The sequence below is a fragment of the Bacillus sp. R45 genome, from assembly GCF_021729365.1.
In the GTDB taxonomy this organism is placed as follows: domain Bacteria; phylum Bacillota; class Bacilli; order Bacillales; family Bacillaceae; genus Bacillus; species Bacillus velezensis.
This window is the reverse complement of record NZ_CP091421.1, coordinates 2,997,018-3,021,396: the sequence shown is the minus strand read 5'-3', so window position 1 is coordinate 3,021,396 and position 24,379 is coordinate 2,997,018. Positions and strand designations below refer to the sequence as shown.

Here is a 24,379-nt window from a genome sequence, read left to right as displayed (position 1 = left end):
CAAATCGACTTGGCAGAAGCCAAGTCTTTTTAATAAAATGGAAATGAGTGAGTAAAAGGGAGGAAACCATGAAAAAGATACTAGTGATTGATGATCATCCGGCTGTCATGGAGGGGACCAAGACGATTCTGGAAACGGACACGAATCTTTCTGTCGATTGCCTCAGTCCTGATGCCAGTGAACAATTCGTTCTCCGGCATGATTTTTCAGCTTACGATCTCATATTAATGGATTTAAATCTGGGTGATGACATCAGCGGCATCGAGCTTTCCAAGAAAATCTTAAAAGAGAATCCTCTCTGTAAAATCATTGTCTACACAGGCTATGAGGTTGAAGATTATTTTGAAGAATCCATCCGCGCGGGCCTGCATGGCGCCATCAGCAAAACCGAATCTAAAGAGAAAATCATGCAATACATATATCACGTGCTCAACGGACAGATTTTAGTTGATTTCTCCTATTTCAAACAGCTGATGACCCAGCAAAAAACAAAAACGTCTTCTTCCCCTCAAAGTGAGCAGGATCGGTTAACCCCGAGAGAGCGCCATATTCTCCAAGAGGTCGAAAAAGGTTTGACCAATCAGGAAATCGCAGATGCGCTTCACTTAAGCAAGCGGTCGATTGAATACAGCCTGACATCCATTTTTAATAAGCTGAATGTCGGCTCCCGAACTGAAGCGGTGCTGATCGCCAAGTCAGATAACGTACTATAAATCTTGAAGGGAGAATGACCTATGAATCTGAACAATACATTGCTCGGCGCACTCGGTATTGAAATCACTGAAAACACGCCGGAGAGATGCGTGGCGGTGATGCCGGTGGATAAGAGGACGGTGCAGCCTTTCGGATATCTGCATGGGGGTGCATCAGCAGCGCTGGCGGAGACTGCTGCAAGTGTCGGGGCCCAGCATTTTATCGACCGGTCGAAACAGGCGTGTGTCGGGCTTGAGATTAATGCCAATCATTTAAAGTCCGTGAAAGAGGGCGGAACGGTCACGGCGATAGCGGAACCCGTTCACACAGGCAGGGCAACCATTGTGTACGGGATTAACATTTTCGATGAACGAGAAAGGCTGATCTGTGTTTCCCGCTGTACGCTGGCTGTTATAACAAAATAAACAAACAGCCGGAACCCTGAATCGTCCGGCTGTTTGTTTTTACAAATATGAATCTTCTTTTCGTTTGATCACAAAGTTTCTGATCCCTTTGTAATCATCCTGAACGCTTCTTTTATCAAGCGCCGCTCCCGAATTGTACGCGGCCCTGCATATGAGGTGCGCTCCGACCGGCGCCGTCAGCAGGATAAAAATGATGCCGAGCAGTATTTTTACAGAAATTTCTCCGGTCAGCATCCACAAGTAGCCTAACACCCCGAGCAATACCAAATTAACGCCGAGTGTCGAGCCTTTTGAAGAGGCGTGGGCGCGCGTATACACATCAGGAAGCCTGAGTGTGCCGAAAGACGCGACCAGGCAGATCAGCGATCCCATCAGAATACAAACGGCGACGGCCCATTTAACGATTTCGATCATTTTCGATAATCTCTCCTTTCTCCAAAAACTTAGCAAAGGCAATCGTGCCGATAAACGATAAAATGCCGAGCAGCAGAATGATGTCCAAAAAGGCCGATGTGTTTAAGAGAATGGATACAAGCGCGGTCATGGCAATCAGATTAATGCCGATTCCATCAAGCGCGACGACCCGGTCCGGTATCGTCGGCCCTTTCATGACGCGAATGACGTACAGAAGAGTCGAAACCGCCATAATGCCGAGTGATAATTGCAGAATAAACGTAAACATCAGCGGCTCACCTCCTGAATGGCTTTCTCAAAAGAGACGCGGATGTCGTGGATCGCTTTCTCCGCATCTTCAATATCCATGGCGTGTATATAGAGAATCGACCGGTCATCGGAGATATCCATCACGAGCGTACCCGGTGTTAAAGTGATTAACAGCGAGAGCAGCGTGATCTCCCAATCCTCCGTCAATTCCGTCTTAAACGCGAAAATGCCCGGGCGGATGTTCAGTTTCGGCGCTATAACGGTTTTCAGCACGCTGACATTGGCCAAATATAGTTCCTTTATAAAGATCAGCACCAGTCTGATGACTGACCATATTTTCCAAATGTAAAACGGCCGCGAGAAGAAGCGCCGGAAAAAAAACAGCGCCGCCAAGCCTGCGATAAATCCGGTTATAAAACCCGCCGTGCTGAGGCTGTTTGTGAGAAACATCCAGCAAACAGCGAGAAGAACGTTTAATAATAGTTGAAAAGCCATGCCATCTACTCCTTCAAAACAGCTTCAATGTATTTTTCCGGATTCAGCAGATTCTCAGCCGTCTGATTGACATACGGTGAAACCCATTCGGTTCCGAGCCCGAACAGAAGCGACAAAAGGAGAAAAGCGGCTGCCGGATAAAGAAGTCCTTTTGCGGACCGTCCGCCTGCGCCGGGGATTTCTTTTTCTTCGCCCCAAAAAGCCGTCGTAAAAACCTTCAGCACCGAATAGAGCACAAGCAGGCTTGATACAAGAATCAATACGGAAAACAATGTTTCCCCCTTATCGAACCCGCCTTCCGCGATCTTCAGCTTGCCCACAAATCCGCTGAACGGCGGGATGCCGGCCAAAGATATGGCTGAAATAAAGAACATCCATCCTAAAACGGGATAACGGGTGATCAGTCCGCCCATTTTATGCAGGCTGGCAGTGCCTGTCAATGCGATAAGCGTGCCGGCAAGCATAAACAGCGCTCCTTTAATCAGCATATCGTGAATCAAGTAATAAACCGCTCCTTGAATGGAGGCCGGCGTGTTCATGGCAATGCCGAACAAAATCACGCCGACGGCTGTAATAATATTGTAGATGACGATTTTCATGACATCCGAAAAGGCGATAGATCCGATTACGCCGAATAGCACCGTCAGCATCGCAAGCCACATCATCAATTGGTGGGTAAAGCCCGTATCGTGAATAAAGATCAGGGTGAATACTCTTAAAATGGCATACAGGCCGACTTTCGTCAAAAGAGACCCGAATAAAGCCGAAATTGCAGCCGGCGGGGCGTAATAAGAGCCCGGCATCCAGAAATACAGCGGGAATATCCCGCCCTTTAAACCGAAAACGACGAGAAGAAGGACGCCGATCACGGTTATCAGCCCGGTCTGGCCCGATTCGCTTATTTTTACGCTTAGATCAGCCATATTCAGCGTGCCCGTCACCGCATATAAGTAACCGACGCCGATGACAAAAAACGCGGATGACACAATGTTAAACACGATATACTTCAATGATTCTCTTAATTGAATTTTCGTTCCGCCAAGCACGATCAGCATGTAGGACGCGATAAGCAGAAGCTCAAAAAAGACGTACATGTTGAACAGGTCACCCGTCAAAAACGCTCCGCTTACGCCGGCCAGAAGAAACTGCACCCCTGAATAATAGAAAGCGCGCTCCCTTTTTTCTCCGATGGAGCGGAAGGAGTACAGGGTGACGAGCAGCCCGATTATGGCGGTTGTCAAAACAAGCAGTGCGGCAAGCTGATCCGCGGCGAGCACAATGCCGTACGGCGCTTTCCAGCCGCCGAGTGTCAGCGTCTGAATCCCGTGTGTGAAAACCGTCTGAACGAGAGCGGCGCTGATGACGATGGAGACACAGGAAGCGGCAGTGCTGAATATCCGCATCAGCATCACGTGCCTGTTCATAAAAATCAGCAGCACTGCGGCAAGCAGCGGCACCAGAATAGGCAATATCACAAAGTTATTCATGTTGATCATTTCCCCTCATTCGATCCATATCGTCCGTTTTCAGTTCCTGATAGGCGCGAAACGCCATCACAAGCAGGAAGGACGTGACGCCGAACGAAATAACGATCGCCGTCAGTATGAGTGCCTGCGGCAGCGGATCGACAAAGGACGTGCTTTTTCCGCCCAGTATGGGAGGAGCGCCTTTTTTCAGTCCGCCCATGGTCAGGAGCAGCAAATGGACGCCGTGGCTCAAAAGCGCGGTGCCGATAATCACGCGCAGCAGACTTTTAGAAAGCAGCAGGTAGGTTGCCGCCATAAACAAAATACCGGCAATGACAGACATTAAGATTTCCACTATTCTTCCTCTCCAATCGTTTGAATAATGGTCATCGTCACGCCGACAACAACGAGATACACACCTAAATCAAACAAAGTGGCCGTCGCAAGCTCCGTATTCCCGAGCACCGGGAGATGAAAATGGCCGAATGTATGGGTGAGAAAGGGCGCTCCGAATAAGAACGAACCTGCACCCGTTGCAATCGCGATAAGCAGACCCGCGCCCGCCACATAAATAAAATTGACGGGCAAAATCGATTTGACGGTTTTTAAATCAAAGGCCAAAAGCAGCAGCACGATGGCCGAAGACGTAATCAGTCCGCCGACAAATCCTCCGCCGGGGGCGTTATGCCCCGATAAAAATAAATAGAAAGAGAAAAGCAGAATGATAAAAGATACAAGCTTCGTTGCCGTCTGAAGGATGATGTCGTTTGTTTTTGGCTGTCTCAACGCTTTTCTCCCTCCTCTGTTACTTTTGTTCTGATCATGCCGTAAATCCCGAGTGCGGCAATCGACAGCACCGTAATTTCAAACATCGTGTCAAATCCCCTGAAATCAACGAGGATGACGTTGACGATATTGTTTCCTCCCCCGAGCTTATGGCTGTAAGCGGTGAAAAAGGAGGAGATGCTGTCTTTTGTTTTTTCGCTGGAAGACGCGATTCCGAGCATTGTCACGATGACGCCGACACCGAGAGAAATGATAAAATTCGTCATCCGGAATGTTCTTGTCTTCTTTTTCCGCCGCATTTTCGGCAGATGGTAAAAACAAAGAAGAAACAAGGCGACGGATATCGTCTCAATGACGAGCTGCGTGAGCGCCAGATCGGGCGCTCTGAAAATCACGAAAAACAGCGCGAGTGTGTACCCGACAACACCGAGTGAGATAATGGCCGTCAGCCGTGATTTGGCGAACACAGTCGCAATCGTTGCGCTCACCATAACGAGGGACAGCACGATTTCATACAGGCCGATCTCAGCCATTCCTTTCGCTGTCATGGAAAAGCCGCCTTTCATGACGAACGCCGCTCCGATGAGAATGATAAACGACGCAAAGATATACAGCAGATAATCCCGCAAAAATCCGGTCATATAAGATGACGTCAGCTGGTAAGATCTTTTTTCCATACTGCCCGTCACCGCATCGTAAAGCTTGTTCAGCGTCAGTTTTTTCGGAAACAGACCGTACAGACGCTCCCATTTAGACAGCGTTACGTAACCGATCGTGCCGACAATGATGATGCCGAGGGTCATCATTACCTCAGCCGTCACCCCGTGCCACTGGGAAATATGGACATGGAATGTATCTCCGCCGGTTAACAGAGCGGGATAAATGGAGTTCATCGCCGGTTCAATCAGGCTGTAAGACAAAACGTTCGGGGCAAAAAACAGACTGACGGCGCAAGCGGCAAGAATCACCGGCGAAATCAGCATGCCGAGCGGAGCTTCATGCGGCGTCTTTTCAAGCTGATCCGTTTTGCGCGCGCCTCGGAACGTTCTGAAAAACAGCTTCATGCTGTAGATGAAAGTGAAGACGCTCCCGATCCATGCGAGAACGGGGAACAGCACGCCCCACGTATCCAGGCTGAAAATATCTGCATGAGCAATCCGCAGCATACTTGTAAAGAACATTTCTTTACTTAAAAAGCCGTTAAACGGAGGGAGACCGGCCATGGAAAACGTTCCGATCAGTGAAACGGTGAACGTTACCGGCATGAGCGCCATCAGGCCGCCGAGCCTGCGGATATCCCGCGTTCCCGTTTCATGGTCGATAATGCCGGCCGCCATAAATAAACTTCCTTTAAAAGTAGCATGGTTAATTAAGTGAAACACAGCCGCGGTGACAGCCGCCGTAAAATACTCTGAATGCTCATAATGAAGCGCGGCGGCTCCTGCGCCGAGCATCGATACAATCATACCGAGCTGGCTGACTGTGGAAAATGCCAGAATCGCTTTTAAATCGGTTTGTTTAATCGCATTAAAGGAAGCCCATACCATCGTGATCAGACCGACTGAGGCAACCGTCCAAAACCAGACGGGTGAAAAAGCAAAAACCGGACTGAATCTGGCAATCAGATAAATACCCGCTTTCACCATTGTAGCCGAGTGCAGATAGGCGCTGACAGGAGTCGGCGCCTCCATGGCATCAGGAAGCCAGATATAAAACGGAAACTGCGCTGATTTTGTAAAGGCCCCCAATAACAGGAGAACCATCGCCGGAATAAAGAACGGGTGGCCTGCGATAATATGCACCTGGTTGACCATTTCCCTGATACTGAAAGAATCCGTCATCAGATACAGCAGGATAAATCCGCCGAGCATGCACAGCCCGCCGCCGACGGTAATCAGCAGTGATTTTTCCGCCCCGTAGCGTGATTTCTTCCGCTTATGCCAATACCCAATTAATAAGAAGGATGACAGGCTTGTCAGCTCCCAGAACATATAAAGCACGATGACGTTATCGACGAGCACAACGCCGAGCATCGCGCCCATAAACATCAGCAGGTACACATAAAAAGGGCCGAGCTTTTCTTTGTCCTTCGATAAGTAAAAAATACTGTAAAGCGTCACCAAAGAGCCGATGCCCGTAATCAATAAAGCGAATAACAGCCCGAGTCCGTCAATATAAACGGTATAGTTAATACCGAGGGACGGAATCCATTCGGCCGCATACCGGACGGTTTCTCCAGCCATTGTGACAGGGAGCTTGCTGATAAAGTAAACAAACAGCACAACGGGCACTATCAGCACAAACCAGCCTGTATGGACTTGTTTTACCCGTTTATAAAGAAAGGGAACGATAAATGCAAATAAAAAAGGCGCCAAAATCGCGAAATGTAACAGCTGCAACAGAAGACCTCCTTTGCTTGTTTTTTCATCAAGCAACTGCTTTATGTAAGAATGAATCAATCAATTCACGGTCATAGGACCCAGTACAAATTATATCGCACTTTTTTTTACCCTGCTACGGCATAATGTATTCCTCTTTGTGTTTTTGTGGTCTTTTGAACCCAAAATAAATTTATCAAATATCCGGATCTTTGTATATACATTTCTTTTTCAGATCAAGCTTTACAAAAGGAGCTGGTCAGATGAAGAGAAAGGCGGCGGCCTGTATTGGAATATTTTGTTCTATTATTGCAGGAACATTCATAGTTGATGATTTCTGCAAAACGCGGCAGCAGACGGAAGCAGATGATTGGGAGCATTTTTTTCTCGGTGCGGAATACGCAGAAGACAAGCTGAGTGCGGCTGAATCAATGCAAACGCCGTTTCAGCCGCGTGAGTATATCAGAATCGTATATAGATGAAAAGAGTTCCGGCACCAGGGTGCGGAACTCTTTTTGTGTGGCAATCAGCGTTTTCCTTTAATATAAGGGATGCCGTTGGCTTTAGGCGCATCCGCGCGGCCGATGAAGCCGGCAAGCGCGAGAATGGTCAGAATGTAAGGAGCCATCAGCATGTATACATTCGGAATGTCTTTGAACAGGGGCAAAAGCGAGCCGATAATGCTCAAACTCTGCGCAAACCCGAAGAACAGCGCAGCCCCGAGCGCGCCGATCGGATGCCATTTGCCGAAAACCAGCGCGGCGAGAGCGATAAAGCCTTGTCCGGAAATGGTGGAGTGCGTGAAATCAAGCGCGATCGTGGAAGCATACACACCGCCGCCGAGCCCGCCGAACAGCCCGCTGATCATGACGCCGATATAGCGCATGCCGAACACGTTGATTCCCATCGTATCGGCCGCCATCGGATGTTCCCCGACAGAACGGATGCGAAGGCCGAACGGCGTTTTGAATAAAATAAACCAGGAAACAAAGGCCAGTACGATGGCTAAAATCGATGTATAATATACGTCTGAAAAGAAAATCTTTCCTAAAACCGGAATATCGCTTAACCCGGGAATGTTCGTTTTGTAAAAGGGCTCCGGGATTTTATCAGTCTGCGCCTTTCCGTAAATCAGTTTGACGATAAACAGTGTCGCTCCTAACGCGAGCATATTGATCGCCACACCGGTTACCGTCTGATCGGCGCGGAAAGAAACCGCGGCAGCCGCGTGGATCAGTGAGAACAGTCCGCCGGCAATCATAGCCGCAGCCAGAGCGAGCCACGGAGCGGCGGCGCCAAGCTCGCGTCCGAAAAATAAGTTGAACATGACGCTTGTAAAGGCGCCGATAATCATCAGTCCTTCAAGACCGATGTTGACAACCCCCGATCTTTCAGAAAACACGCCGCCGAGAGCGGTTAAAATAAGCGGAGCCGCATATACGAGTGTTGCCGGAACAATAATGGATAAAATCTGCAGGAAGTCCACTTACTTCGCCCCCTTTTTCTTCAATTTATCAAGGATGAGACGGATGGCGTAGCTTGATGCCACAAACAAAATAATAATGGCGATGACGATGTCAACGACTTCAGAAGGCACCCCGGATTCAATCGGCATATTTAATGCCCCGACTTTAAGGCCGCCGAGAAGACATGCCGCCAGAACAACGCCGATTGCCGTGCTGCCGCCGAGAAGCGCAACCGCAATGCCGTCGAAGCCGACGCCGGTAAAGGCGCCCTTAACCGCCGCATATTGAAAGGTTCCGAGTCCTTCCATCGCGCCGGCAAGCCCTGCGAAGGCCCCGGAAATCATCATGGCGTACATCATATTTTTTCTGACGCTCATTCCGGCGTATTGTGCGGCGTGCTGGTTAAAGCCGACAGCCCGGAATTCAAATCCGCTTTTTGTTTTATGAATGATAAACCACATGAGGACTGCCGCAAACAGAGCGATCAGAATGCCCCAATGAAGGCGGGAGTAATCTGTCAGCTGCTCTAAAAACGGCGAGCGGAGCGACGCGCTTTCATGAATTTTGTCTGTTTTGTCCCGGTGGTCCGTCATGACATCGGAAATGAGATAATTGGTTAAATGAAGAGCGATATAATTCATCATGATCGTGACAATCACTTCGTGGACAAAAAAACGGGCTTTTAAAAATCCGGGAATCAGGCCCCAAATGCCGCCCGCAGCCGCAGCCGCCAATAACGAAAGCGGAAGGTGGACGTAAGCTGGGGCGTCAAAGGAAGCGCCGACCCACACCGCGGCGGTCCAGCCGACAAGGAGCTGTCCTTCAACCCCGATATTAAACAGGCCGGTCCGAAATGCGAATGCCACGGCCAATCCGGACAGAATATATGGCGTAATCTGCCGGATCGATTCCCCGATGTAATACACTTCACCGAAAATGCCGCTCCAAAGAGCCGAATACCCGCTTACGACATTGTAGCCGCTGGCGAGCATGATGACCGCACCCGCAGCTAATCCAAGGATGATCGCAATCAGCGGCACAGCCAGATGAGAAAGTCGATTAATCATGTGTTTTCCCCGCCTCCATTTGCTTACTTCCCGCCATTAAAAGTCCGAGCTCCTGCTCGTTTGTTTCAAGCGGATTGACGTTTGCGATGATGCTGCCTTCAAAGATGACGGCGATGCGATCGCTGAGATTCATTATTTCATCAAGTTCAAAAGATAACAGAAGCACCGCTTTACCGGCGTCACGCTGCTCAATGAGCTTTTTATGGACGAATTCAATCGCGCCGACATCGAGTCCCCGCGTCGGCTGGGCCGCAATTAAAAGATCCGGATTTCTGTCCACTTCCCGGCCGATAATGGCCTTTTGCTGATTCCCCCCGGAGAGAGCGCGCGCAGGCGTATATTCATCAGGTGTTCTGACATCGTATTCTTCAATCAGGCTTCGCGCTTTGTTATAAATCGTGTGTTTATTTAATATGCCGAAAGAAGAGTAGGGCTTTTGGTAATAACTTTGCAGCACGATATTTTCTCCGATCGGAAAATCAAGGACGAGCCCGTGTTTATGTCTGTCCTGCGGAATATGCCCGATTCCGGATTCAGTGACTTTCCTGGGCGGCATATTTTGCAGCTGTTTGCCGTTTAACGTAATCGTGCCGGCATTTGTTTTTCTGAGACCTGTAATGGCTTCAATTAATTCAGACTGGCCGTTTCCGTCAACGCCCGCAATGCCGACGATTTCACCGGCTCTGACAGAGAGGGAGAGCTGTTTGACCGCCTCAACGCCGCGCGCGTCTTTCACCGTTACATCAGAAAGCGAAAGCACTTCTTGTTTCGGTTCAGCCGGCTGTTTATCCGTCTTGAATGACACTTCGCGTCCGACCATAAGGCTTGCCAGTTCATCTTGATCCGTATGTGCGACATCAAGTGTTGTAATGCCTTTTCCTTTCCGGATGATGGTGACACGGTCGCAGACTTCCATAATCTCTTTTAATTTGTGGGTGATGAGGATAATTGATTTTCCTTCATTGACAAGATTTTTCATAATCTGAATCAGTTCTTGAATTTCGTGCGGAGTCAGCACCGCGGTCGGCTCGTCAAAAATGAGAATGTCGGCGCCCCGGTAGAGGGTCTTTAATATTTCCGCCCGCTGCTGCATACCGACGGAGATATCGGCAACTTTGGCTTCAGGATCAATGTGCAGGCCGTAACGGTCGGAAATATCACGCACGTCCCGGGCGGCGCGCTGTCTGTCAATTCGGCCGAAAGTTTTCGGCTCTTTTCCGAGAATGATATTTTCTGAGACGGTGAAGGTATCCACAAGCATAAAATGCTGGTGCACCATCCCGATGCCGAGATCGTTGGCTTTGTTCGGACTGTTGATGTGAACGCGTTCGCCACGCACCCGGATCTCGCCTTTTTCCGGCTGATACAGGCCGAATAAAACGTTCATGAGTGTCGATTTTCCGGCGCCGTTTTCACCGAGAAGGGCGTGTATTTCGCCTTTTTTCACTTGAAGCGTGACGTCATCATTGGCGACGATTCCGGGAAATTCCTTGCGTATATTAAGCATTTCAATGATATAATCCACAGATTTGTCGCTCCTTTTCAGAGATACTTTGATGAGAAAGAGCTTGGCAAAAGAAAAGCTGCAAGAGATGCAGCTTTTCCTTCACCGCTCTTTTCAAAAAAGAGAGGGGATAAGCACGAAAGTCTCCTTATCCCCTGGTTCTTACTCAGCCTTGAAGGATTTCAATTCTTTTTCAGTTGAAGGGATCACGAGTCCGTCCGCGATTTTCTTCTTCCAATCGTCTGTTGCTTTGATGACATCGTCAGAAAGGTTCTCCTTGTGATCCGAGATGCCGACTGCATCTTGCGCCAAACCGTATGTTAATGTTTTGCCGCCCGGGAATTTACCGTCACTCGCTTTTTTCGTTAAGTCCTCCACGGCAGTATCCACTTTTTTGACCATTGATGTGAGAGTGACATTGTATTTTGTTCCTTTGACTTGGCCTTCCGCGTACTGGTCTTTATCGACACCGATAACCCATACGTTCCGCTTCGGATCTTCTTTTTTCAGATTTTTCGCTTCTGTGAAGACACCCGTTCCCGTTGCGCCGGCCGCGTGATAAATGACGTCAACGCCTGATTTGTACATGCTTTCAGCCGTCGCCTTGCCGACATCGGCTTTGTCAAACCCGCCCGCATATTTCACTTCGACGGTCGCTTTCGGATTTGCGGCTTGTACACCCGCGCGGAAGCCGATTTCAAATTTTTTGATCAATTCAGATTCCATTCCGCCCACGAATCCGACTTTTCCCGTTTTGCTCGATAGCGCAGCGGCCGCTCCCACGAGGAATGAACCTTCCTGTTCCTTAAATGTAAGGCTCGCCACGTTGTCTTTTTTGACAACGGCGTCAATGATCGCAAAATGTGTGTCTTTGCGCTGATCGGCGATTTCGCTGATGGAATCCTGCATCAGATACCCGACGCCGTAAATCAGGTCAAAGTGTTCCCGCGCTAATTTATTTAAGTTCGTTGTATAATCTGCATCTGATTTTGATTGAAGATAGTCAAAACCGCTTTTGCCTTTTTTAAGCCCGTTGTCTTTTCCGAATGCCTGGATGCCTTCCCAGGCGGACTGGTTAAATGATTTGTCATCAACACCGCCGATATCCGTTACCATGCCGACGGTAAAGTTTTTGCTGCCGGAGCCGTTTGCTTTGTCACTTGAACCGCATGCGCTTAATATGGTTCCGGCCGCTGCGATGAGCGCCATCGCCATTCCGATTTTGCGTTTTTTCAAAGATATAACCCCCCTGTAAAATATGGCTGTGCCGTTCAATTCAGACTTGAGTCCCCGTGCCGGATGCAGAATCGAAAAAACTTTCTGATAATAATGATGAGACGTCTCTCTTTTTCCCGCCTTGAGCGGCTGTCTCTTCCGGGTTCGGGACTTATGACTTATCTGAAAAGATCTGCTAACCAATCATAATTTATCATTTTACCCGCCATAAATAAATAGAAATTTGCTTATTTTTTAAAAAATATCAATTTTATGAATCGGCTTCCTCATCTGGTTAAAACAGAGGAGGATCAGCCGGGTCATTATCCTTATATAGCATATCAAAAAGGAATCTCAAGCCTTTTGTCACGGGATATGACAGTAAAAAAGCACCGTTCACAGCGAAACGGCGCTTTTTGACATTATAAATATTGTTTGATGCTGCTGACATTGCCGGTGTTGATATGATATTGAAAGACGGGTCTGCCGATCGTGCCGTACGCCATCTCTACATTCAGCACTTGTATGTCTTCCAGAAATTTAAGGTATTTCCGGATGGAGACTTGCGAGATTTCAGTATGCTTGGCGAGATCTTCCGTGGTAAAAGAGCCGTCGCCGAAAGACTCAATGCTCGCCCAGATGAGTTTAAGCGTGCTCTTTGTCAATCCCTTCGGAAGGTGAACCTTTTCCGCTGCTTCTTTCTTTTGAAAAAGCTCGGCATCCAATTCTTTCTGTGTCATGCTTCTGTGTGATTGATAAACTTTCTGCTTGCGTCTGTAGTCGGAAAGAGCGGTTTGAAAGCGGTCAAATTCAAATGGTTTGATTAAATAATCGACGGCGCCGTACCGAAGCGTTTTTTTAATGACGTCCAGCTCGCTTGCGGCCGAAATGACGATGACATCAACCGATTCATTCTGCTTGCGGATTTCCGTTAAAAGCTCAAGCCCGTTTTTTCCCGGCATGTAAATGTCAAGAAGGATGAGATCGATATGATGCTCGCTCAGCACGTGCAGCGCGCTTTGAAAGGATGATGCGATCCCTTTCAGCTGAAATCCTTCAATCTGGCTGAGGTAGCGCTTATTTAATTCACCCACCATGGGGTCGTCTTCAACTATGAGTACATTAATCATCATTTTCCTCCTTCGGTTCATACGGAATGCGAAGACTGAAAGTCGTTCCTTCATTCTTTTCACTTGTCACAATCATATGGCCTTTTAAATTTTCTGTTGCCTGCTGGGTGAAATAGAGGCCGAACCCCCGGTTTGTCCCTTTCGTGGAATAACCTTGTTCAAAAATACGGGCTTGGTCTGCCGCAGACATTCCGGCTCCCGTGTCCGTAATCTCTATGTCAAGCTGGCGATCCTGAAACCGCATCGAGCACGTAATGTTTTTTTTCGGCATCTGCGCCACCGCGTCGAGCGCGTTGTTTAACAGGTTTCCGATAATCGTAATGAGCTCATGGATGACGGCCGGATCCGCCGCATTCGGAATCAGGCTGCCGAGCTGAATGTCCAGATCAGCGCCCTGCTCGCGTATGTAGCTTTGTTTTCCCAGAAGAAACCCTGCGAGAACCGGACTTTTGACATCACTTATAATCTCGCTTGTTTCCGTCTTCTGCTGAATGGCAATGTCTTTAATGTAAGTGCCGAGATCATCGTATTCTTTTAACTGGACAAGCCCTAAAATGACATGAAGCTTATTCATGAATTCGTGAGACTGGGCTCTTAATGCGTTTGCATACATTTTAACACCGGACAGCTGTTCTGCTAAATGTTTGACCTCCGTTTTGTCTCTGAACGTGGCGATCGCTCCGACGGTTTGTCCTTTCAGATGAATCGGAACTTCATTAAAGACCAGCTCAAGTCCATTAATGCGGATATCCCTGTCCTGAAGCGGTTTTTTCGTTTCAATCACCTGTTTCAGCCGGCTTTTCGGGAGAATATCGTTCACATCTTGATCGACCGGATTAGTCGGAATACCCATTTTAATAAAAAGCCGTTTCGCTTCCGCATTGGCAAGCTTTATTTTTCCCCGCGCGTCAACCGCAAGGATGCCTTCCTTCGTTGATTCGAGCATGGCGCTCCGCTCTTCCAGGAGGGTGGCGATTTCATAAGGCTCAAGACCGTACATAATGTTTTTGACGGTGCGGGCGACAATGACGGCTCCGATGACGCCGACAAAAATACTTACGCAGATGATGAAATAAAGCGGTCTCAAACTGTGGCTGACGACATCCTGTATTTTGTTAAGCGAAATTCCGACCGAAACGACGCCCACTTGTTTTTTATCTTTTCCATAGATCGGTACGAAGGCTCTCATGGATTTTCCGAGAGTTCCCGCTGATGTGCTCGTTTTGATATGGCCGTGCAACGCCGGCTGTTCGTCTCCGCCGGTGAATTTCTTCCCGATTTTATTTGCGTCGGGGTGGGTGAGGCGGATGCTGTTCATATCCATCACCACGACAAATTCGGTTCCTGTCGTATGCTGGACATCCAGTGTATAATTCCGGAGCTCTTTCAGCCCTTTTCTTGTTTGCAATGCCTGCGCGACACTCGGTGTTTCCGCGACCAGCTTTGCGGTGCGCAGCGCGGTTGTCCGTTCTTCTTCTTTCACGCGGTCCGCGGTCTGGACGCTGATCGTGAAAAAGGTGATACAAAGTGCGATAAGGACGACAATACAGACGAATATCGTTAACCGGGTTTGCAATTTTAATGTTTTTTTCATAACAGCCTTCCTTACGTTTATCATTCCCGCGTTCTACTTTACTCCGAAAAAGCCGGTTTGTGAAGATCAGGCCCTTATTTCGTAAAAGTGAGGAAAAATGGAATTTTTTATCTTGTCAATGTGTTTTAAGTCCTCCATAATAAGTGAGGTAGATTACAGAAAGGGACTTTTTATATGAAAAATACTTATTGGACGGGTTATTTTCCGCTCGTTGCGATTCTGCTTTTTAGTTCGTCATTATCCATTTCTACCTCGCTTTATGTCATGAAGATACTTCAGACGCTCGGCATGTATCAGGGGATGCTGGATTATTTCTCTGAGAAAGGGATCAGACTGGCGCTTTTTGCAGCGTTCGCCCTTGTGTATTTTATGCTTTTTTCGGCTTTGAAGCTGATTGCAAACACAGTGACAGAGCTGTCTCTTTTGTTTTTCACAAATGACCCTGAGGGGGACAATCTGAAAAAAATCAGATTAGGCTCTTTAATTTATGTAGGCGGAGGAATTCTTTCCTTTGCGCTCGTGCAGAATGGTTTTTGGATTGCGGCGTTATTTGCCGTTGTTACGCTCATTTATTTGATTTTCATGGTGTACAGAATCTATTCGACACTCTCGATCGTTTCGCTGATCGGTTTTATATTGCTTGAGATTCTGTTTTGGTTTACTTTTGTTATCGGTATTTTGTACATCTTTATCAAGCTTTATAATAGCATAATGGCTAGCTTACCTGTGTAAGCTAGCCATTTTTGTTAAGACAGAAATCTGTTTTTGATCTCAGGGGAGGGGAGCATGCATGCTTCCCTTTTTCCGAACCATTTGTAACGGCGCCGGGCGATGAAAGAATAGGCTCTGTCCCTGAGGGGGCGGGGCACTGCGAAAAAAACCGCTGACAGCCGCCAGGCTCCGCGGAGATGACGGGAAACCTTTAACACGGCTGCGGATTTTTTGTATATCCGCCCGTTTTCGATAAAAATCATGCTGTCAAATTGTTCTGTCGGAAGTCCTTCTGATGCCAAAAGCTCCCGGGCGGTATCTGATTGCAATGAAGCAAATGAGATTTTGCCGGCCGGATCGCGTTTAATGATGAATTGAACGGCGCCGCTGCATAAGTTGCAGACGCCGTCAAACAAAAGCACGCGGTCCGGAAGCTGAGCTGGTTTCAAAGCGGATCCCCTCCGTTATCTTTAATAAGCTGCCTGCAGCGTGTTTTTCCAGATCGAAAGCTGAGGGCTTGCTTCATGAAGGTATTCGACGCTTGACGGTGTATCCTTGCCGACCCATACCCCCATCGTATAAGCGTCCGTCAGGCCGACAAACCACATATCGTGATAGTCATTTGACGTTCCTGATTTTCCGCCGACGTACGGAGCTTTAAAGTTCGCTTTTTTTCCTGTTCCGCTTTTGACGACGGCTTTCATCATTTCTTTGATCTGCATGTTGGTCCGCACGCTGAATACCTGCGCCGGCTCATCTTTCCATTTTAATATCGTTTTTCCTTTTAAATCAGTCACTTTTGTAATCGCGTGACTCGGCGTATAAACGCCGTTGTTGCCGAACGTGGTGTACGCATTGGTCATTTCAAGCGGCGTCATGCCGTTTGTAAAACCGCCCAGCGCCGCAGGCAGGCGGTAATCCGCGCTGACCAGCTTCGCGAAATGAAACGGTTCAAGGTAGCTGAACGCCTTATTGACGCCGACGCGGTCCATGATTCTGATGGCCGGTGTGTTGTACGAGTATTTAAACGCCGTTTCCAGCGTAACCGTGCCGTATGTGCGGTTATTATAGTTCTGCGGGCAGTAATCCGCACTGCAGAATTTGCTTGCGTCAATTTTGCTGTGTGGCGTTGCGCCGGTCTTTTCAATGTAAGGTCCGTAATCAAGCAGCGGCTTAATGGATGAACCGGGCTGTCTGTATGCTTGATAGGCGCGGTTGAAATCATATTTATGATAATCTTTCCCGCCTGAAAGCGCGATAATCTGATGTGTCTGATGATTAATCACGGCCGCTCCGCCCTGGACGCCTGCATACGGCAGATTTTGATTCACTTGGGTGACGACCTGGTTTTGCATATACGGATTCAGCGCCGTATAAATCTTCACGCCGTCTTTTAACAATGTGCTGACTCTGTCGGAAAGCTCACTCTGTATTTTTTGTTTCGCCTTTCCGGAAGCTTTTTCAAGACGTTTGTCATAGCCTTCGGATGAGGAAACAAGCTGTGTGAATTCATCATTTACATAGGAAACATAGTCAGGATATTTATTTGTTTTTTCGTTTATATCAAGCTTGATCTTTTCCTTTTCGGCTTTTTTCAGCTGTTTCCCGGATATAACGCCTGCTTTTTTCAATCCGTTAAGCAATCTGACTTGTCGTTTTTTCGTATAATCAAAATGCTTGAGAGGATCATATAATGTAGGGTTATTAGGGATGGCGCAGATAAAGGCCATCTCTCCCAAAGTGAGAGATTTCAGCGGCTTGCTGAAATAAAATTGTGCCGCCGAACCGACACCGTATACACCGTTATTAAAATAAATCGTATTTAAGTAGCCTTCTAAAATCTCATCTTTGCTGTATTTTTTCTCAAGCTGATAGGAATAGGCCAGCTCCGTCAGTTTTCGGCTGAAGGTGCGTTCATGGCTTAAATACACATTCCTTGCCAGCTGCTGGGTGATGGTGCTGGCGCCCTGGTCAATTTTATGATCTTTGAAATTGGAGGCGGCCGCCCTGACCATCCCCATAAAGTCAAACCCTTTATGCTCATAAAAATGGCGGTCTTCAGAGGTTAAAAACAGCTGTTTTACCTCATTCGGTATTTTATTAAAGGGCACGATCACGCGGTTCTCATGATCGCTGACAATCTCAGAAACAAGGCTTCCGTCCCTGTCATACATGTAACTGTTTTGAACCAGGTTGATCGCTTTTAAATCAATATGTTTATCGAGCACCTGATCAAAAGGCTTGATTTGTTTTACCTCTTTGCCGGAAGCAATAACTGTAAATGCACACAACGGGATAATGCCGAGCAGCAAAATCCATCCGATTATTTTACGTACCATGGTCACTCTCTTTTCTCCTGATTTCTAGCCATATCGTATCATTCTTTTAAGAATACGAGAAGGTTAAATTTAGAAGAAATCGTGATCGCTGCCGGTCAGCCCGCATTTGACGCTGTATCCTTTTGCAGATGTCCCGCCATCCATAAAAGCCCCGCGCCTATTAAAAAGAGAAAGGCGGTGACGTAGAAAGCAGCCGAAATAGAAAAACCGCTTGAGACCGCACCTCCGAGCAGAGGGCCGAGCACGTTTCCGAGAAAACGAAAGCTGACGTTATAGCCGAGCACCTCTCCCTGGATGCTGCCCGGAGCCTTGACGCGGATCGCGGCCGTAATGCAGGGGAGCGTGCCGCCCATGACCATGCCGAACAGAAATCTGAAGACTAACAGAATGGACAGAGAGGAGGCGAGCGCCTGCGGAATAAAAAACACCGCTGATGCAATCAAAAGCACGATTAAGATCCGGCTGTGGCCGAAGCGGTCGCCGAAGTCCCCCCACTTCCGGGCAAGCAATAAGCTTCCGAGTCCGGTCGCTGAAAACGCCATTCCGGAGAAAAAGGCTAAATTAACAGGTCCGTGCAGCTCATTGACATATAAAGCGAGCAGCGGCTGGATGCTGAAATTGCCGGTCTGCACGATCATGGTAAGCACCATCATCGCCCAAAGCGCGGGCTGGTGAAAAATATAAGAGAGCACCTGTTTTCTGGAATAGGTTTTCCGCTTGTTTTGTTTCTCGCCGAGCGGCTGCTCATTCACCTGAAATAAAACGAGAAGCACGGATACAAAAATAACAAAAGACGTAATAAAAAATGTGTACGTAAACCCGAAGCTGTCAGCGAGCAGCCCGCCCAGCATCGGTCCGAATAAAGTGCCTGACACCTGACCCATCTGCAGCGTGCCGAGCGTTTTCCCGGCAGTCTCTTTCGGCGTCTGCGCCGAAATCATGGCAAGCGAAGTCGGAACAAAGCCTGTTACAAGACCCATAAGCAGCCGGAGGACAAACAGCTGATAAACGGATGTCACAAACCCCATCAATAAAATGCTGACGGCAATGCCGGTGCCTGTGATCAAGAGAATTTTTTTGTAGCCGCGCTTATCGCCGAATCTGCCCCAAAACGGGGAAATCACAAACGCCATTAAAAACGTGACGCCGAACACATACCCGCTCCATCTCTGCACATACCCGCCCGAATGGGGGCTGATCGTTTCGATATATAACGAAAGAAACGGAACAATCATGGTCATGCTGGCGGAAATAAAGAAATTTGTAATCCAAATGACGACGAAGTTCTTCTTACGGACAGAAATAACATCACCTTCTTTAATTTTCGTGTGTCTAATCATTAGTATATAGGAATGAATCCGGTATTTGTATTTTCGATGCGGATATAGGAAAATTCATTATTTTTAGAAAATGAAGAAAGTTTCAGAGGGGAAACTGATATACTATCATAAAATATCATTTTTGATCGGAGGAAAGGCAGGTGTAAAAAAGTGGATCAGCGCAGTCTGCTCATTATTGATTTTGAATTTACGATGCCTGACGGAAAATACAGCCCGCAAAATTTCTTTCCCGAGATTATTGAAGCGGGGATTGTCAAGACGGTGAATGATGAAGTGACTGAAACGTTTTCGAGTTATATCAAACCGAAAAAATTTCCAAAGCTGACGAAACGATGCAAAACCTTTCTGAACATCACCCAAAAAGACGTGGACGGCGGAATCACGTTTAATGAATTCATCCGCAAATTAAATGAGCTTGATCCTGATAAAAACTGCACGATCGTCACCTGGGGCAATATGGATATGAAAGTGTTAAAGCAAAATTGCATGTTTAACCACATCCCTTTTCCGTTCAAAGGAGAACTTCGGGATCTGTCCCTAGAATATAAAAACTTCTTTGGCGACAGAACATTGACCGGCCTTTGGAAAGCGGCGGAAGAGTATGGCGATAAAGGGACGGGCACGCATCATAAAGCGCTGGATGATGCGCGGACGACATACAAATTATTCAAGCTTGTCGAGCGGGATAAACAATATCTTGAAAAACCGAAACCTCCGACGATCGGTGATCGCGTCGATCTGACAGAACTGTTTCGCCGGGCCACATAAAAAAACCCAATCATGCCGACTGGGTCAAGTTCTTTTAAAATAGTCACGCTCTAACGCGGCCAAGTTGGCGAGCGAACGTTCCGCCCATTCTGAGCCGTCCGCTGTAAGCTGATCTTTCAGCCGGGCAGACGCCGCTTGTAAGGAAGCCGTATAATCAGGAACTTCGCCATCAAACGGTTTGACCATCTGATGCGGTATGTTTGTCTGTTCCCCGAATGCAAGCGCTCTTCTTTCATGAAAGAACGGAACATCCGCCTGCTTCGGATGATGAAGATCTCCTTGAGCGGGATGCGTCAGAACGGCTTTAATTTTCACTAAATAGTGATTGGGCCTGACGTCTGTCACTTCCCCTATGTATGCTCCTGTTTTATAAAACCCTTTTACGATTGTGCCGATTTCAAACGAATTCATAGCGTTCACCTCTCTCTAGTTATTCTATAAAAGATCAACGCGATTGGCTAGTGAACAGCTGCCGGAAGCCTGACTGAAGCCGTTGTGCCCGAGTGCTCGCCGCTGGTGAAATAGACGGAGCCTTCATGATGCTGAATAATCGAGAATGTCACGGTAAGCCCGAGCCCGGTGCCATTCGTTTTCAGCGTATAATACGGTTTGCCGAGTTTCTGCAGTTCTTCATCGGACATGCCGATTCCGTTATCCGTAATCTGAATGAGAATCATCTCTTCCTGTTTTTGGACGGAGACCTCGATTCGGCCGTTTTCAGAGGGCACGGCTTCAATACTGTTTTTAATCAGATTAATGAAGGCCTGTTTCAGTTTTTTTACATCGCCGAACACATATAAATCAGGCTCGCTTTGAACAGTCACGGTCACCGATTTAAAATTGGCATAAGACTCCATTAAGGAACCTGTTTCCTTTACGAGCAGTGAAATATCAAACTTTTCTTTTTCATAGTCATCCTGCTTCGCCATATCGAGATAATTCGTAATGATCGTCTGAGCCCGGTCGAGTTCGGACAGCACAAGTTTCTGATATCCGGAGTGGGATTTGTCCTGAAGCTGCTCGCCGCTGAACAGCAGCTGCACAAAACCTCTGACGACCGTAAGCGGATTGCGGACTTCATGGGCGACGCTTGCCGCAAGCTCGCTGACGACGGCCATTTTTTCTGAGTGAATCAGTCTTGCCCGCATGGACGCATTCTCATCAATGATCTCAATCAAATAAATGCACAGCAAAAGGGCGCTGACTTGAAAAAAAACGGATACTGCCGCCTCATAATAAACGGAAGATAGATTTTGAAAATTGAAAATATTGGTCGCGGAATAGATGAAGACAGATGCGGTTAATAAGGCGGTTTCAGTGCAGCCGATGAGAAGAGCGAAAAGCAGTTTCTTCCGCTTTGAGAAAAAAGGCCATTTCGTTTGGAGCTGGATAGGGATGATGATTAAAAAAGGAATTAAGGATAAGAAAAAAAGAGCGGAAGGTTCAAACCATATGAGCTGAAAAAAAACGGATGCCGCCCCTGCGGCAAGTCCTGCTGCGGTACCGGAATAAAGCAGGCAGACGATAATGGGAATCAGCTGCAAACCGTAACGGACGGAATGAAGCTCCTGGATGGGAAAAGCCGTACATAATAAGGAAGATGACGCTGCAAATACGGCGACCAGCAGGCGGTTCGCTCTCGGCACAAGCAAATCGGGCTTGCTGAGCCAGAAGACTTGATAGAGAAAAATAGGGAATAAAATAAAAGAGAAGTGAAGCAGGTAATCCTTTACAATCTCCATTTATGCGAAATCCTTTCCTATGTAAATATGAATCTATTATAACATCTTTACCGGCAAAAAAAGTATTTATTTCTCTAAAGCGAACGCCCTTATCTCATCTGATAAAGGCGTTCTTTCCGCTGCTAAGAGAGCGCTGCTTTCATTCTCTTAAGCCCTTCTTTTACGGCGGCGGCTGAACAGCCGACATTAAGTCTCATAAATCCTTCGCCGCCCGGTCCGTATTTCGTTCCCGGCTCTAATATGATTTTCCCTTTTTTGAGCATTCTTTCTTTGAGCTCGGCATCCGAAAATCCGTATCCGCTGAAATCCATCCAGATCAAATAGGAAGCGTCAGGTTTCATCATGCGGACTTTCGGCAATTCTTTTCTTAAAAAGTCCTCAGCCAATTTCATATTCCTTTCAATGTAAGGAATCAGTGCGTCAAGCCAAGGGCCTCCCTTTGTATAAGCCGCTTCGATTGCTGCAACCGCAAATGTGTTGAGGCTGGAAATCCCGTTCTGATGCAATGCGGCGGAGAATTTCGCCCGCTTATAACGGTCGGGAATGATAATGGCGGATGCCTGAATGCCGGCAATATTAAACGTCTTGCTCGGCGCGACACAAGTAATGGAAATCCGCGCAAACTCCTCAGACAGAGAAGCAAAAGGCGTATGCGGCTTTCCGTACAGCATCAAGTCGGAATGTATCTCGTCAGAAACGACGGTGACGTTATGAGCGGCGCACAGCGATCCGAGCTGCATAAGCTCATCCCGGCTCCACGCTCTGCCGGACGGATTGTGGGGATTACAAAGAATCATCAGCTTGACCTCAGAATCGCTCAGCTTTTTCTCAAGATCCTCAAAATCCATGCAGTAGACGCCGTTCTCTTCCCGTAATGGGTTATGTAAAACCTGCCGTTTGTTTTCCTTGATCATCTGATAAAAAGGCGTATACACCGGTGATTGAATCAACACCGGATCGCCCGGTTCGGTAAAGGCTTGTACTGCCATGCTGATTGCCGTGACAACCCCGGGACTGAACGTGATGCTTGCGGGATCGGGCCGGTAGCCGTGCCGTGTCTCAAGCCATGAAGCGACGGCTTCTCTTGTGTTTTCGTCAGGAGACGTATAACCGAATATGCCGTGGTCAAGGCGGGCTTTTAAGGCGTCAGTGACCGCTTCGGGAGCGCGGAAATCCATATCGGCAACCCACATCGGAAGTGCATCCGATACGCCGAATAACGCTTCCGCCTTGTCCCATTTCACCGATTGTGTGCCAAGACGGTTTTCTCGAAGATCAAAGTTCATGTATGTCACTCCTGTAGTATCATTATTTTGCACAGCGTATCTATGATAAAATAGATTTGCAAACTTTATTATAAGCGGTGATGAAAATGGAAGAAAGCCAAGCGGTCATGGAAATGATGAAAATCATTGCCAAGTGGGACCCATTTAAATATGGAGAAGATTTTTATGAGACAGAAGCCGTCGACATCGTTCAGGCCGTCTACAGTGAAGACCGTGCCGACAAGCTGGCAGCAGCCATTCAGGATATCTTTGAAGCTTCATTTGAGCAAAAGCTACCGATCGAAGGCTGCCAAAAGGCCGCCGAGCAGCTTCTGTTCATAAAAGAAAGCAGCTCCTGCACCCCTTAAAAACCGGCGGTTCCGCCGGTTTTTTTTATTGAATAAATTCAAAAATCCGCTCCGAAACAAACTCCGGGCGCTCTTCGGGTACGAGGTGTCCCGTATCCTTGAGTGAATACAGAATGGAATCCGGCAGGTCGTCATGAAGCCGTTTTCCGACTGAAACCGGAACGACCCGGTCTTCTTCTCCCCATATTAAAAGAGCGGGGTTTTGCACTTTCTTCAAATCCTCGGGCTCTAAATCGCCCTCCCTGTGTCTGATGAACCTTGTCATCGCTTTGAAAATCTGGCGGTCTGTAAATGGTTTTTCGTAACCGTCAATCATTTCCTGATCGATAAGCGTCCGGTCGTGAACGACATTTAACAGGTTTTTCAGCACACCGTCTTTTGAAAGCCAATACTTAAGATACAGGTCAAAACAAGGGAGGTGCGTCCCGAATATAATCGACGGGTGCGAGCGCTTTAAATACCCCGAGCTGCACAGCAGGACGATTTTAGAAAAAAGCTCGGGTCTGAGAAGAGACGCGGATAAGGAAATCTGGCCGCCCATCGAATGGCCGATGAGTGCGGCCCGGCTGATACCGAGCTTTTCCAGAAGTCCGATCAGAAGCTTGGCGAGGTTTGCGTAAGTATATACGAAAGTCCGTGACTTTTCCGATTGCCCGAAAGGAGGCAGGTCAACGGCGATAATATCATAATGGTTTCTGAGCAGCGGGATCAGTTTTCTGAAGCTGAATGCCGAAGATAAAAAACCGTGTACGCAGACGAGTGTCTGTCTGCCGGGATTTTCATAATGCTCGTAATACAGTTCAACTCCGTCTATCGCGGCCCGTTTAATCGGTGAAACAGCTTCCATGAGAGCCTTCGCCGTCCTTTCTTTGTTGTAATGTAAAGGCTTTTTTGATTGTCAGATTTTAGTTCTGGTTTCTTTCGGGTTTTTCTTAGCATTTGTCGAAAATCGTGATATAATGTC

At 47.6% G+C, this 24,379-nt stretch carries 26 protein-coding genes; 6 read left to right on the top strand and 20 right to left on the bottom strand.

From position 1 onward, the window contains the following. The first annotated feature begins 68 nt into the window (after positions 1-68). Both L3V45_RS14900 and L3V45_RS14895 read left to right on the top strand, forming a co-directional pair. Positions 69-713: a two-component system response regulator ComA gene (locus tag L3V45_RS14900; protein WP_003152052.1), complete on the top strand. Its 645-nt coding sequence runs from the start codon at positions 69-71 to the stop codon at positions 711-713. Positions 714-734: 21 nt separating this feature from the next. After that, complete coding sequence (locus L3V45_RS14895; protein WP_003152054.1) at positions 735-1,118, top strand: hotdog fold thioesterase; 384 nt, start codon at positions 735-737, stop codon at positions 1,116-1,118. Positions 1,119-1,157: 39 nt separating this feature from the next. Here the strand turns inward: L3V45_RS14895 and mnhG are convergent, their stop codons facing one another. From mnhG to L3V45_RS14860, 7 genes are read right to left on the bottom strand one after another with little or no spacing between them, the layout of a single operon-like run. Then, complete coding sequence (gene mnhG, locus L3V45_RS14890) at positions 1,158-1,532, bottom strand: monovalent cation/H(+) antiporter subunit G (protein WP_003152056.1); 375 nt, start codon at positions 1,530-1,532, stop codon at positions 1,158-1,160. Beyond that, positions 1,516-1,800: a Na(+)/H(+) antiporter subunit F1 gene (locus L3V45_RS14885; protein WP_003152057.1), complete on the bottom strand. Its 285-nt coding sequence runs from the start codon at positions 1,798-1,800 to the stop codon at positions 1,516-1,518. The genes mnhG and L3V45_RS14885 overlap by 17 nt, the downstream gene beginning before the upstream one ends. After that, positions 1,800-2,276, bottom strand: coding sequence for a Na+/H+ antiporter subunit E (locus L3V45_RS14880; RefSeq protein ID WP_003152059.1), 477 nt, complete (start codon positions 2,274-2,276; stop codon positions 1,800-1,802). Before L3V45_RS14880 ends, L3V45_RS14885 begins: the two co-directional genes overlap by 1 nt. A gap of 5 nt (positions 2,277-2,281) precedes the next feature. Beyond that, positions 2,282-3,763 (bottom strand): Na+/H+ antiporter subunit D, encoded by a 1,482-nt coding sequence (locus tag L3V45_RS14875; protein WP_003152061.1) that lies wholly within the window; start codon positions 3,761-3,763, stop codon positions 2,282-2,284. Continuing rightward, the gene (locus L3V45_RS14870) at positions 3,756-4,097 is read right to left on the bottom strand and encodes a Na(+)/H(+) antiporter subunit C (RefSeq protein ID WP_003152063.1); all 342 of its coding nucleotides are present in this window, start codon (positions 4,095-4,097) and stop codon (positions 3,756-3,758) included. The genes L3V45_RS14875 and L3V45_RS14870 overlap by 8 nt, the downstream gene beginning before the upstream one ends. Next, positions 4,097-4,528: a Na(+)/H(+) antiporter subunit B gene (locus tag L3V45_RS14865; protein WP_003152066.1), complete on the bottom strand. Its 432-nt coding sequence runs from the start codon at positions 4,526-4,528 to the stop codon at positions 4,097-4,099. Before L3V45_RS14865 ends, L3V45_RS14870 begins: the two co-directional genes overlap by 1 nt. Then, entirely contained in the window at positions 4,525-6,927 is a 2,403-nt protein-coding gene (locus tag L3V45_RS14860; RefSeq protein ID WP_015387786.1) for a Na+/H+ antiporter subunit A, read from the bottom strand. The genes L3V45_RS14865 and L3V45_RS14860 overlap by 4 nt, the downstream gene beginning before the upstream one ends. A gap of 242 nt (positions 6,928-7,169) precedes the next feature. Here L3V45_RS14860 and L3V45_RS14855 point away from each other — a divergent pair, with 242 nt between their 5' ends. Then, positions 7,170-7,388 carry a hypothetical protein gene (locus tag L3V45_RS14855; RefSeq protein WP_003152069.1) on the top strand — a complete coding sequence of 73 codons (219 nt, stop codon included), beginning with the start codon at positions 7,170-7,172 and terminating at the stop codon, positions 7,386-7,388. Between the two features lie 44 nt (positions 7,389-7,432). On the opposite strand, the gene nupQ is transcribed toward L3V45_RS14855, so the two are convergent. The 6 genes from nupQ to malK all read right to left on the bottom strand — a co-directional run bounded on the left by nupQ (position 7,433) and on the right by malK (position 14,882). Then, complete coding sequence (gene nupQ, locus L3V45_RS14850) at positions 7,433-8,392, bottom strand: guanosine ABC transporter permease NupQ (RefSeq protein WP_003152071.1); 960 nt, start codon at positions 8,390-8,392, stop codon at positions 7,433-7,435. Further along, positions 8,393-9,439, bottom strand: coding sequence for an ABC transporter permease (locus L3V45_RS14845; RefSeq protein ID WP_003152073.1), 1,047 nt, complete (start codon positions 9,437-9,439; stop codon positions 8,393-8,395). After that, positions 9,432-10,964 (bottom strand): ABC transporter ATP-binding protein, encoded by a 1,533-nt coding sequence (locus L3V45_RS14840; protein ID WP_032858207.1) that lies wholly within the window; start codon positions 10,962-10,964, stop codon positions 9,432-9,434. Before L3V45_RS14840 ends, L3V45_RS14845 begins: the two co-directional genes overlap by 8 nt. A 141-nt stretch (positions 10,965-11,105) precedes the next feature. Then, on the bottom strand, positions 11,106-12,179 hold the full coding sequence (locus tag L3V45_RS14835) for a BMP family lipoprotein (RefSeq protein ID WP_069473557.1): 1,074 nt from the start codon (positions 12,177-12,179) through the stop codon (positions 11,106-11,108). A 401-nt stretch (positions 12,180-12,580) separates the two neighbouring features. Then, positions 12,581-13,288, bottom strand: coding sequence for a response regulator (locus L3V45_RS14830; protein WP_003152077.1), 708 nt, complete (start codon positions 13,286-13,288; stop codon positions 12,581-12,583). Then, entirely contained in the window at positions 13,281-14,882 is a 1,602-nt protein-coding gene (malK, locus tag L3V45_RS14825) for a malate sensor histidine kinase MalK (RefSeq protein WP_015387789.1), read from the bottom strand. Before malK ends, L3V45_RS14830 begins: the two co-directional genes overlap by 8 nt. 174 nt (positions 14,883-15,056) lie before the next feature. Here malK and L3V45_RS14820 point away from each other — a divergent pair, with 174 nt between their 5' ends. Beyond that, a complete protein-coding gene (locus L3V45_RS14820) occupies positions 15,057-15,614 on the top strand; it encodes a YufK family protein (RefSeq protein ID WP_014305711.1) in 558 nt (185 codons plus the stop codon). A 14-nt stretch (positions 15,615-15,628) separates the two neighbouring features. Here L3V45_RS14820 and L3V45_RS14815 read toward each other — a convergent pair whose 3' ends face one another. The 3 genes from L3V45_RS14815 to L3V45_RS14805 all read right to left on the bottom strand — a co-directional run bounded on the left by L3V45_RS14815 (position 15,629) and on the right by L3V45_RS14805 (position 19,272). Further along, entirely contained in the window at positions 15,629-16,042 is a 414-nt protein-coding gene (locus L3V45_RS14815; protein ID WP_014305710.1) for a thiol-disulfide oxidoreductase DCC family protein, read from the bottom strand. A gap of 21 nt (positions 16,043-16,063) precedes the next feature. Then, positions 16,064-17,938 carry a transglycosylase domain-containing protein gene (locus L3V45_RS14810; RefSeq protein ID WP_236837053.1) on the bottom strand — a complete coding sequence of 625 codons (1,875 nt, stop codon included), beginning with the start codon at positions 17,936-17,938 and terminating at the stop codon, positions 16,064-16,066. 89 nt (positions 17,939-18,027) lie between these two features. Beyond that, positions 18,028-19,272, bottom strand: coding sequence for a multidrug efflux MFS transporter (locus L3V45_RS14805; RefSeq protein WP_236837051.1), 1,245 nt, complete (start codon positions 19,270-19,272; stop codon positions 18,028-18,030). A 150-nt stretch (positions 19,273-19,422) separates the two neighbouring features. On the opposite strand from L3V45_RS14805, the gene kapD reads away from it, so the two are divergent. Next, positions 19,423-20,040, top strand: coding sequence for a 3'-5' exonuclease KapD (gene kapD / locus L3V45_RS14800; RefSeq protein WP_003152084.1), 618 nt, complete (start codon positions 19,423-19,425; stop codon positions 20,038-20,040). A gap of 24 nt (positions 20,041-20,064) precedes the next feature. Here the strand turns inward: kapD and L3V45_RS14795 are convergent, their stop codons facing one another. The 3 genes from L3V45_RS14795 to L3V45_RS14785 all read right to left on the bottom strand — a co-directional run bounded on the left by L3V45_RS14795 (position 20,065) and on the right by L3V45_RS14785 (position 23,068). Continuing rightward, positions 20,065-20,451: a kinase-associated lipoprotein KapB gene (locus L3V45_RS14795; RefSeq protein ID WP_003152087.1), complete on the bottom strand. Its 387-nt coding sequence runs from the start codon at positions 20,449-20,451 to the stop codon at positions 20,065-20,067. Between the two features lie 47 nt (positions 20,452-20,498). Further along, positions 20,499-21,782, bottom strand: a complete 1,284-nt coding sequence (locus L3V45_RS14790; RefSeq protein ID WP_003152088.1) for a sensor histidine kinase — start codon at positions 21,780-21,782, stop codon at positions 20,499-20,501. A 122-nt stretch (positions 21,783-21,904) separates the two neighbouring features. Then, positions 21,905-23,068: a MalY/PatB family protein gene (locus L3V45_RS14785; protein WP_015387793.1), complete on the bottom strand. Its 1,164-nt coding sequence runs from the start codon at positions 23,066-23,068 to the stop codon at positions 21,905-21,907. 86 nt (positions 23,069-23,154) lie between these two features. Between L3V45_RS14785 and L3V45_RS14780 the strand changes: the two genes are divergently transcribed. After that, positions 23,155-23,415 (top strand): DUF1871 family protein, encoded by a 261-nt coding sequence (locus L3V45_RS14780; protein WP_003152094.1) that lies wholly within the window; start codon positions 23,155-23,157, stop codon positions 23,413-23,415. Between the two features lie 25 nt (positions 23,416-23,440). Here L3V45_RS14780 and L3V45_RS14775 read toward each other — a convergent pair whose 3' ends face one another. After that, positions 23,441-24,262, bottom strand: coding sequence for an alpha/beta fold hydrolase (locus tag L3V45_RS14775; RefSeq protein ID WP_003152096.1), 822 nt, complete (start codon positions 24,260-24,262; stop codon positions 23,441-23,443). Positions 24,263-24,379: the final 117 nt, after the last annotated feature.

What these genes read in the sequence shown, in the direction of transcription:
- L3V45_RS14795 (WP_003152087.1), bottom strand. Translation starts at nt 20,451, where the DNA reads ATGAATTCGTTTGAAATCGGCACAATCGTAAAAGGGTTTTATAAAACA.
- L3V45_RS14785 (WP_015387793.1), bottom strand. Translation starts at nt 23,068, where the DNA reads ATGAACTTTGATCTTCGAGAAAACCGTCTTGGCACACAATCGGTGAAA.
- L3V45_RS14805 (WP_236837051.1), bottom strand. Translation starts at nt 19,272, where the DNA reads ATGATTAGACACACGAAAATTAAAGAAGGTGATGTTATTTCTGTCCGT.
- L3V45_RS14790 (WP_003152088.1), bottom strand. Translation starts at nt 21,782, where the DNA reads ATGGAGATTGTAAAGGATTACCTGCTTCACTTCTCTTTTATTTTATTC.
- L3V45_RS14875 (WP_003152061.1), bottom strand. Translation starts at nt 3,763, where the DNA reads ATGAATAACTTTGTGATATTGCCTATTCTGGTGCCGCTGCTTGCCGCA.
- L3V45_RS14830 (WP_003152077.1), bottom strand. Translation starts at nt 13,288, where the DNA reads ATGATTAATGTACTCATAGTTGAAGACGACCCCATGGTGGGTGAATTA.
- L3V45_RS14780 (WP_003152094.1), top strand. Translation starts at nt 23,155, where the DNA reads ATGGAAGAAAGCCAAGCGGTCATGGAAATGATGAAAATCATTGCCAAG.
- L3V45_RS14845 (WP_003152073.1), bottom strand. Translation starts at nt 9,439, where the DNA reads ATGATTAATCGACTTTCTCATCTGGCTGTGCCGCTGATTGCGATCATC.
- L3V45_RS14820 (WP_014305711.1), top strand. Translation starts at nt 15,057, where the DNA reads ATGAAAAATACTTATTGGACGGGTTATTTTCCGCTCGTTGCGATTCTG.
- L3V45_RS14880 (WP_003152059.1), bottom strand. Translation starts at nt 2,276, where the DNA reads ATGGCTTTTCAACTATTATTAAACGTTCTTCTCGCTGTTTGCTGGATG.
- L3V45_RS14895 (WP_003152054.1), top strand. Translation starts at nt 735, where the DNA reads ATGAATCTGAACAATACATTGCTCGGCGCACTCGGTATTGAAATCACT.
- L3V45_RS14900 (WP_003152052.1), top strand. Translation starts at nt 69, where the DNA reads ATGAAAAAGATACTAGTGATTGATGATCATCCGGCTGTCATGGAGGGG.
- L3V45_RS14885 (WP_003152057.1), bottom strand. Translation starts at nt 1,800, where the DNA reads ATGTTTACGTTTATTCTGCAATTATCACTCGGCATTATGGCGGTTTCG.
- malK (WP_015387789.1), bottom strand. Translation starts at nt 14,882, where the DNA reads ATGAAAAAAACATTAAAATTGCAAACCCGGTTAACGATATTCGTCTGT.
- L3V45_RS14855 (WP_003152069.1), top strand. Translation starts at nt 7,170, where the DNA reads ATGAAGAGAAAGGCGGCGGCCTGTATTGGAATATTTTGTTCTATTATT.
- mnhG (WP_003152056.1), bottom strand. Translation starts at nt 1,532, where the DNA reads ATGATCGAAATCGTTAAATGGGCCGTCGCCGTTTGTATTCTGATGGGA.
- L3V45_RS14775 (WP_003152096.1), bottom strand. Translation starts at nt 24,262, where the DNA reads ATGGAAGCTGTTTCACCGATTAAACGGGCCGCGATAGACGGAGTTGAA.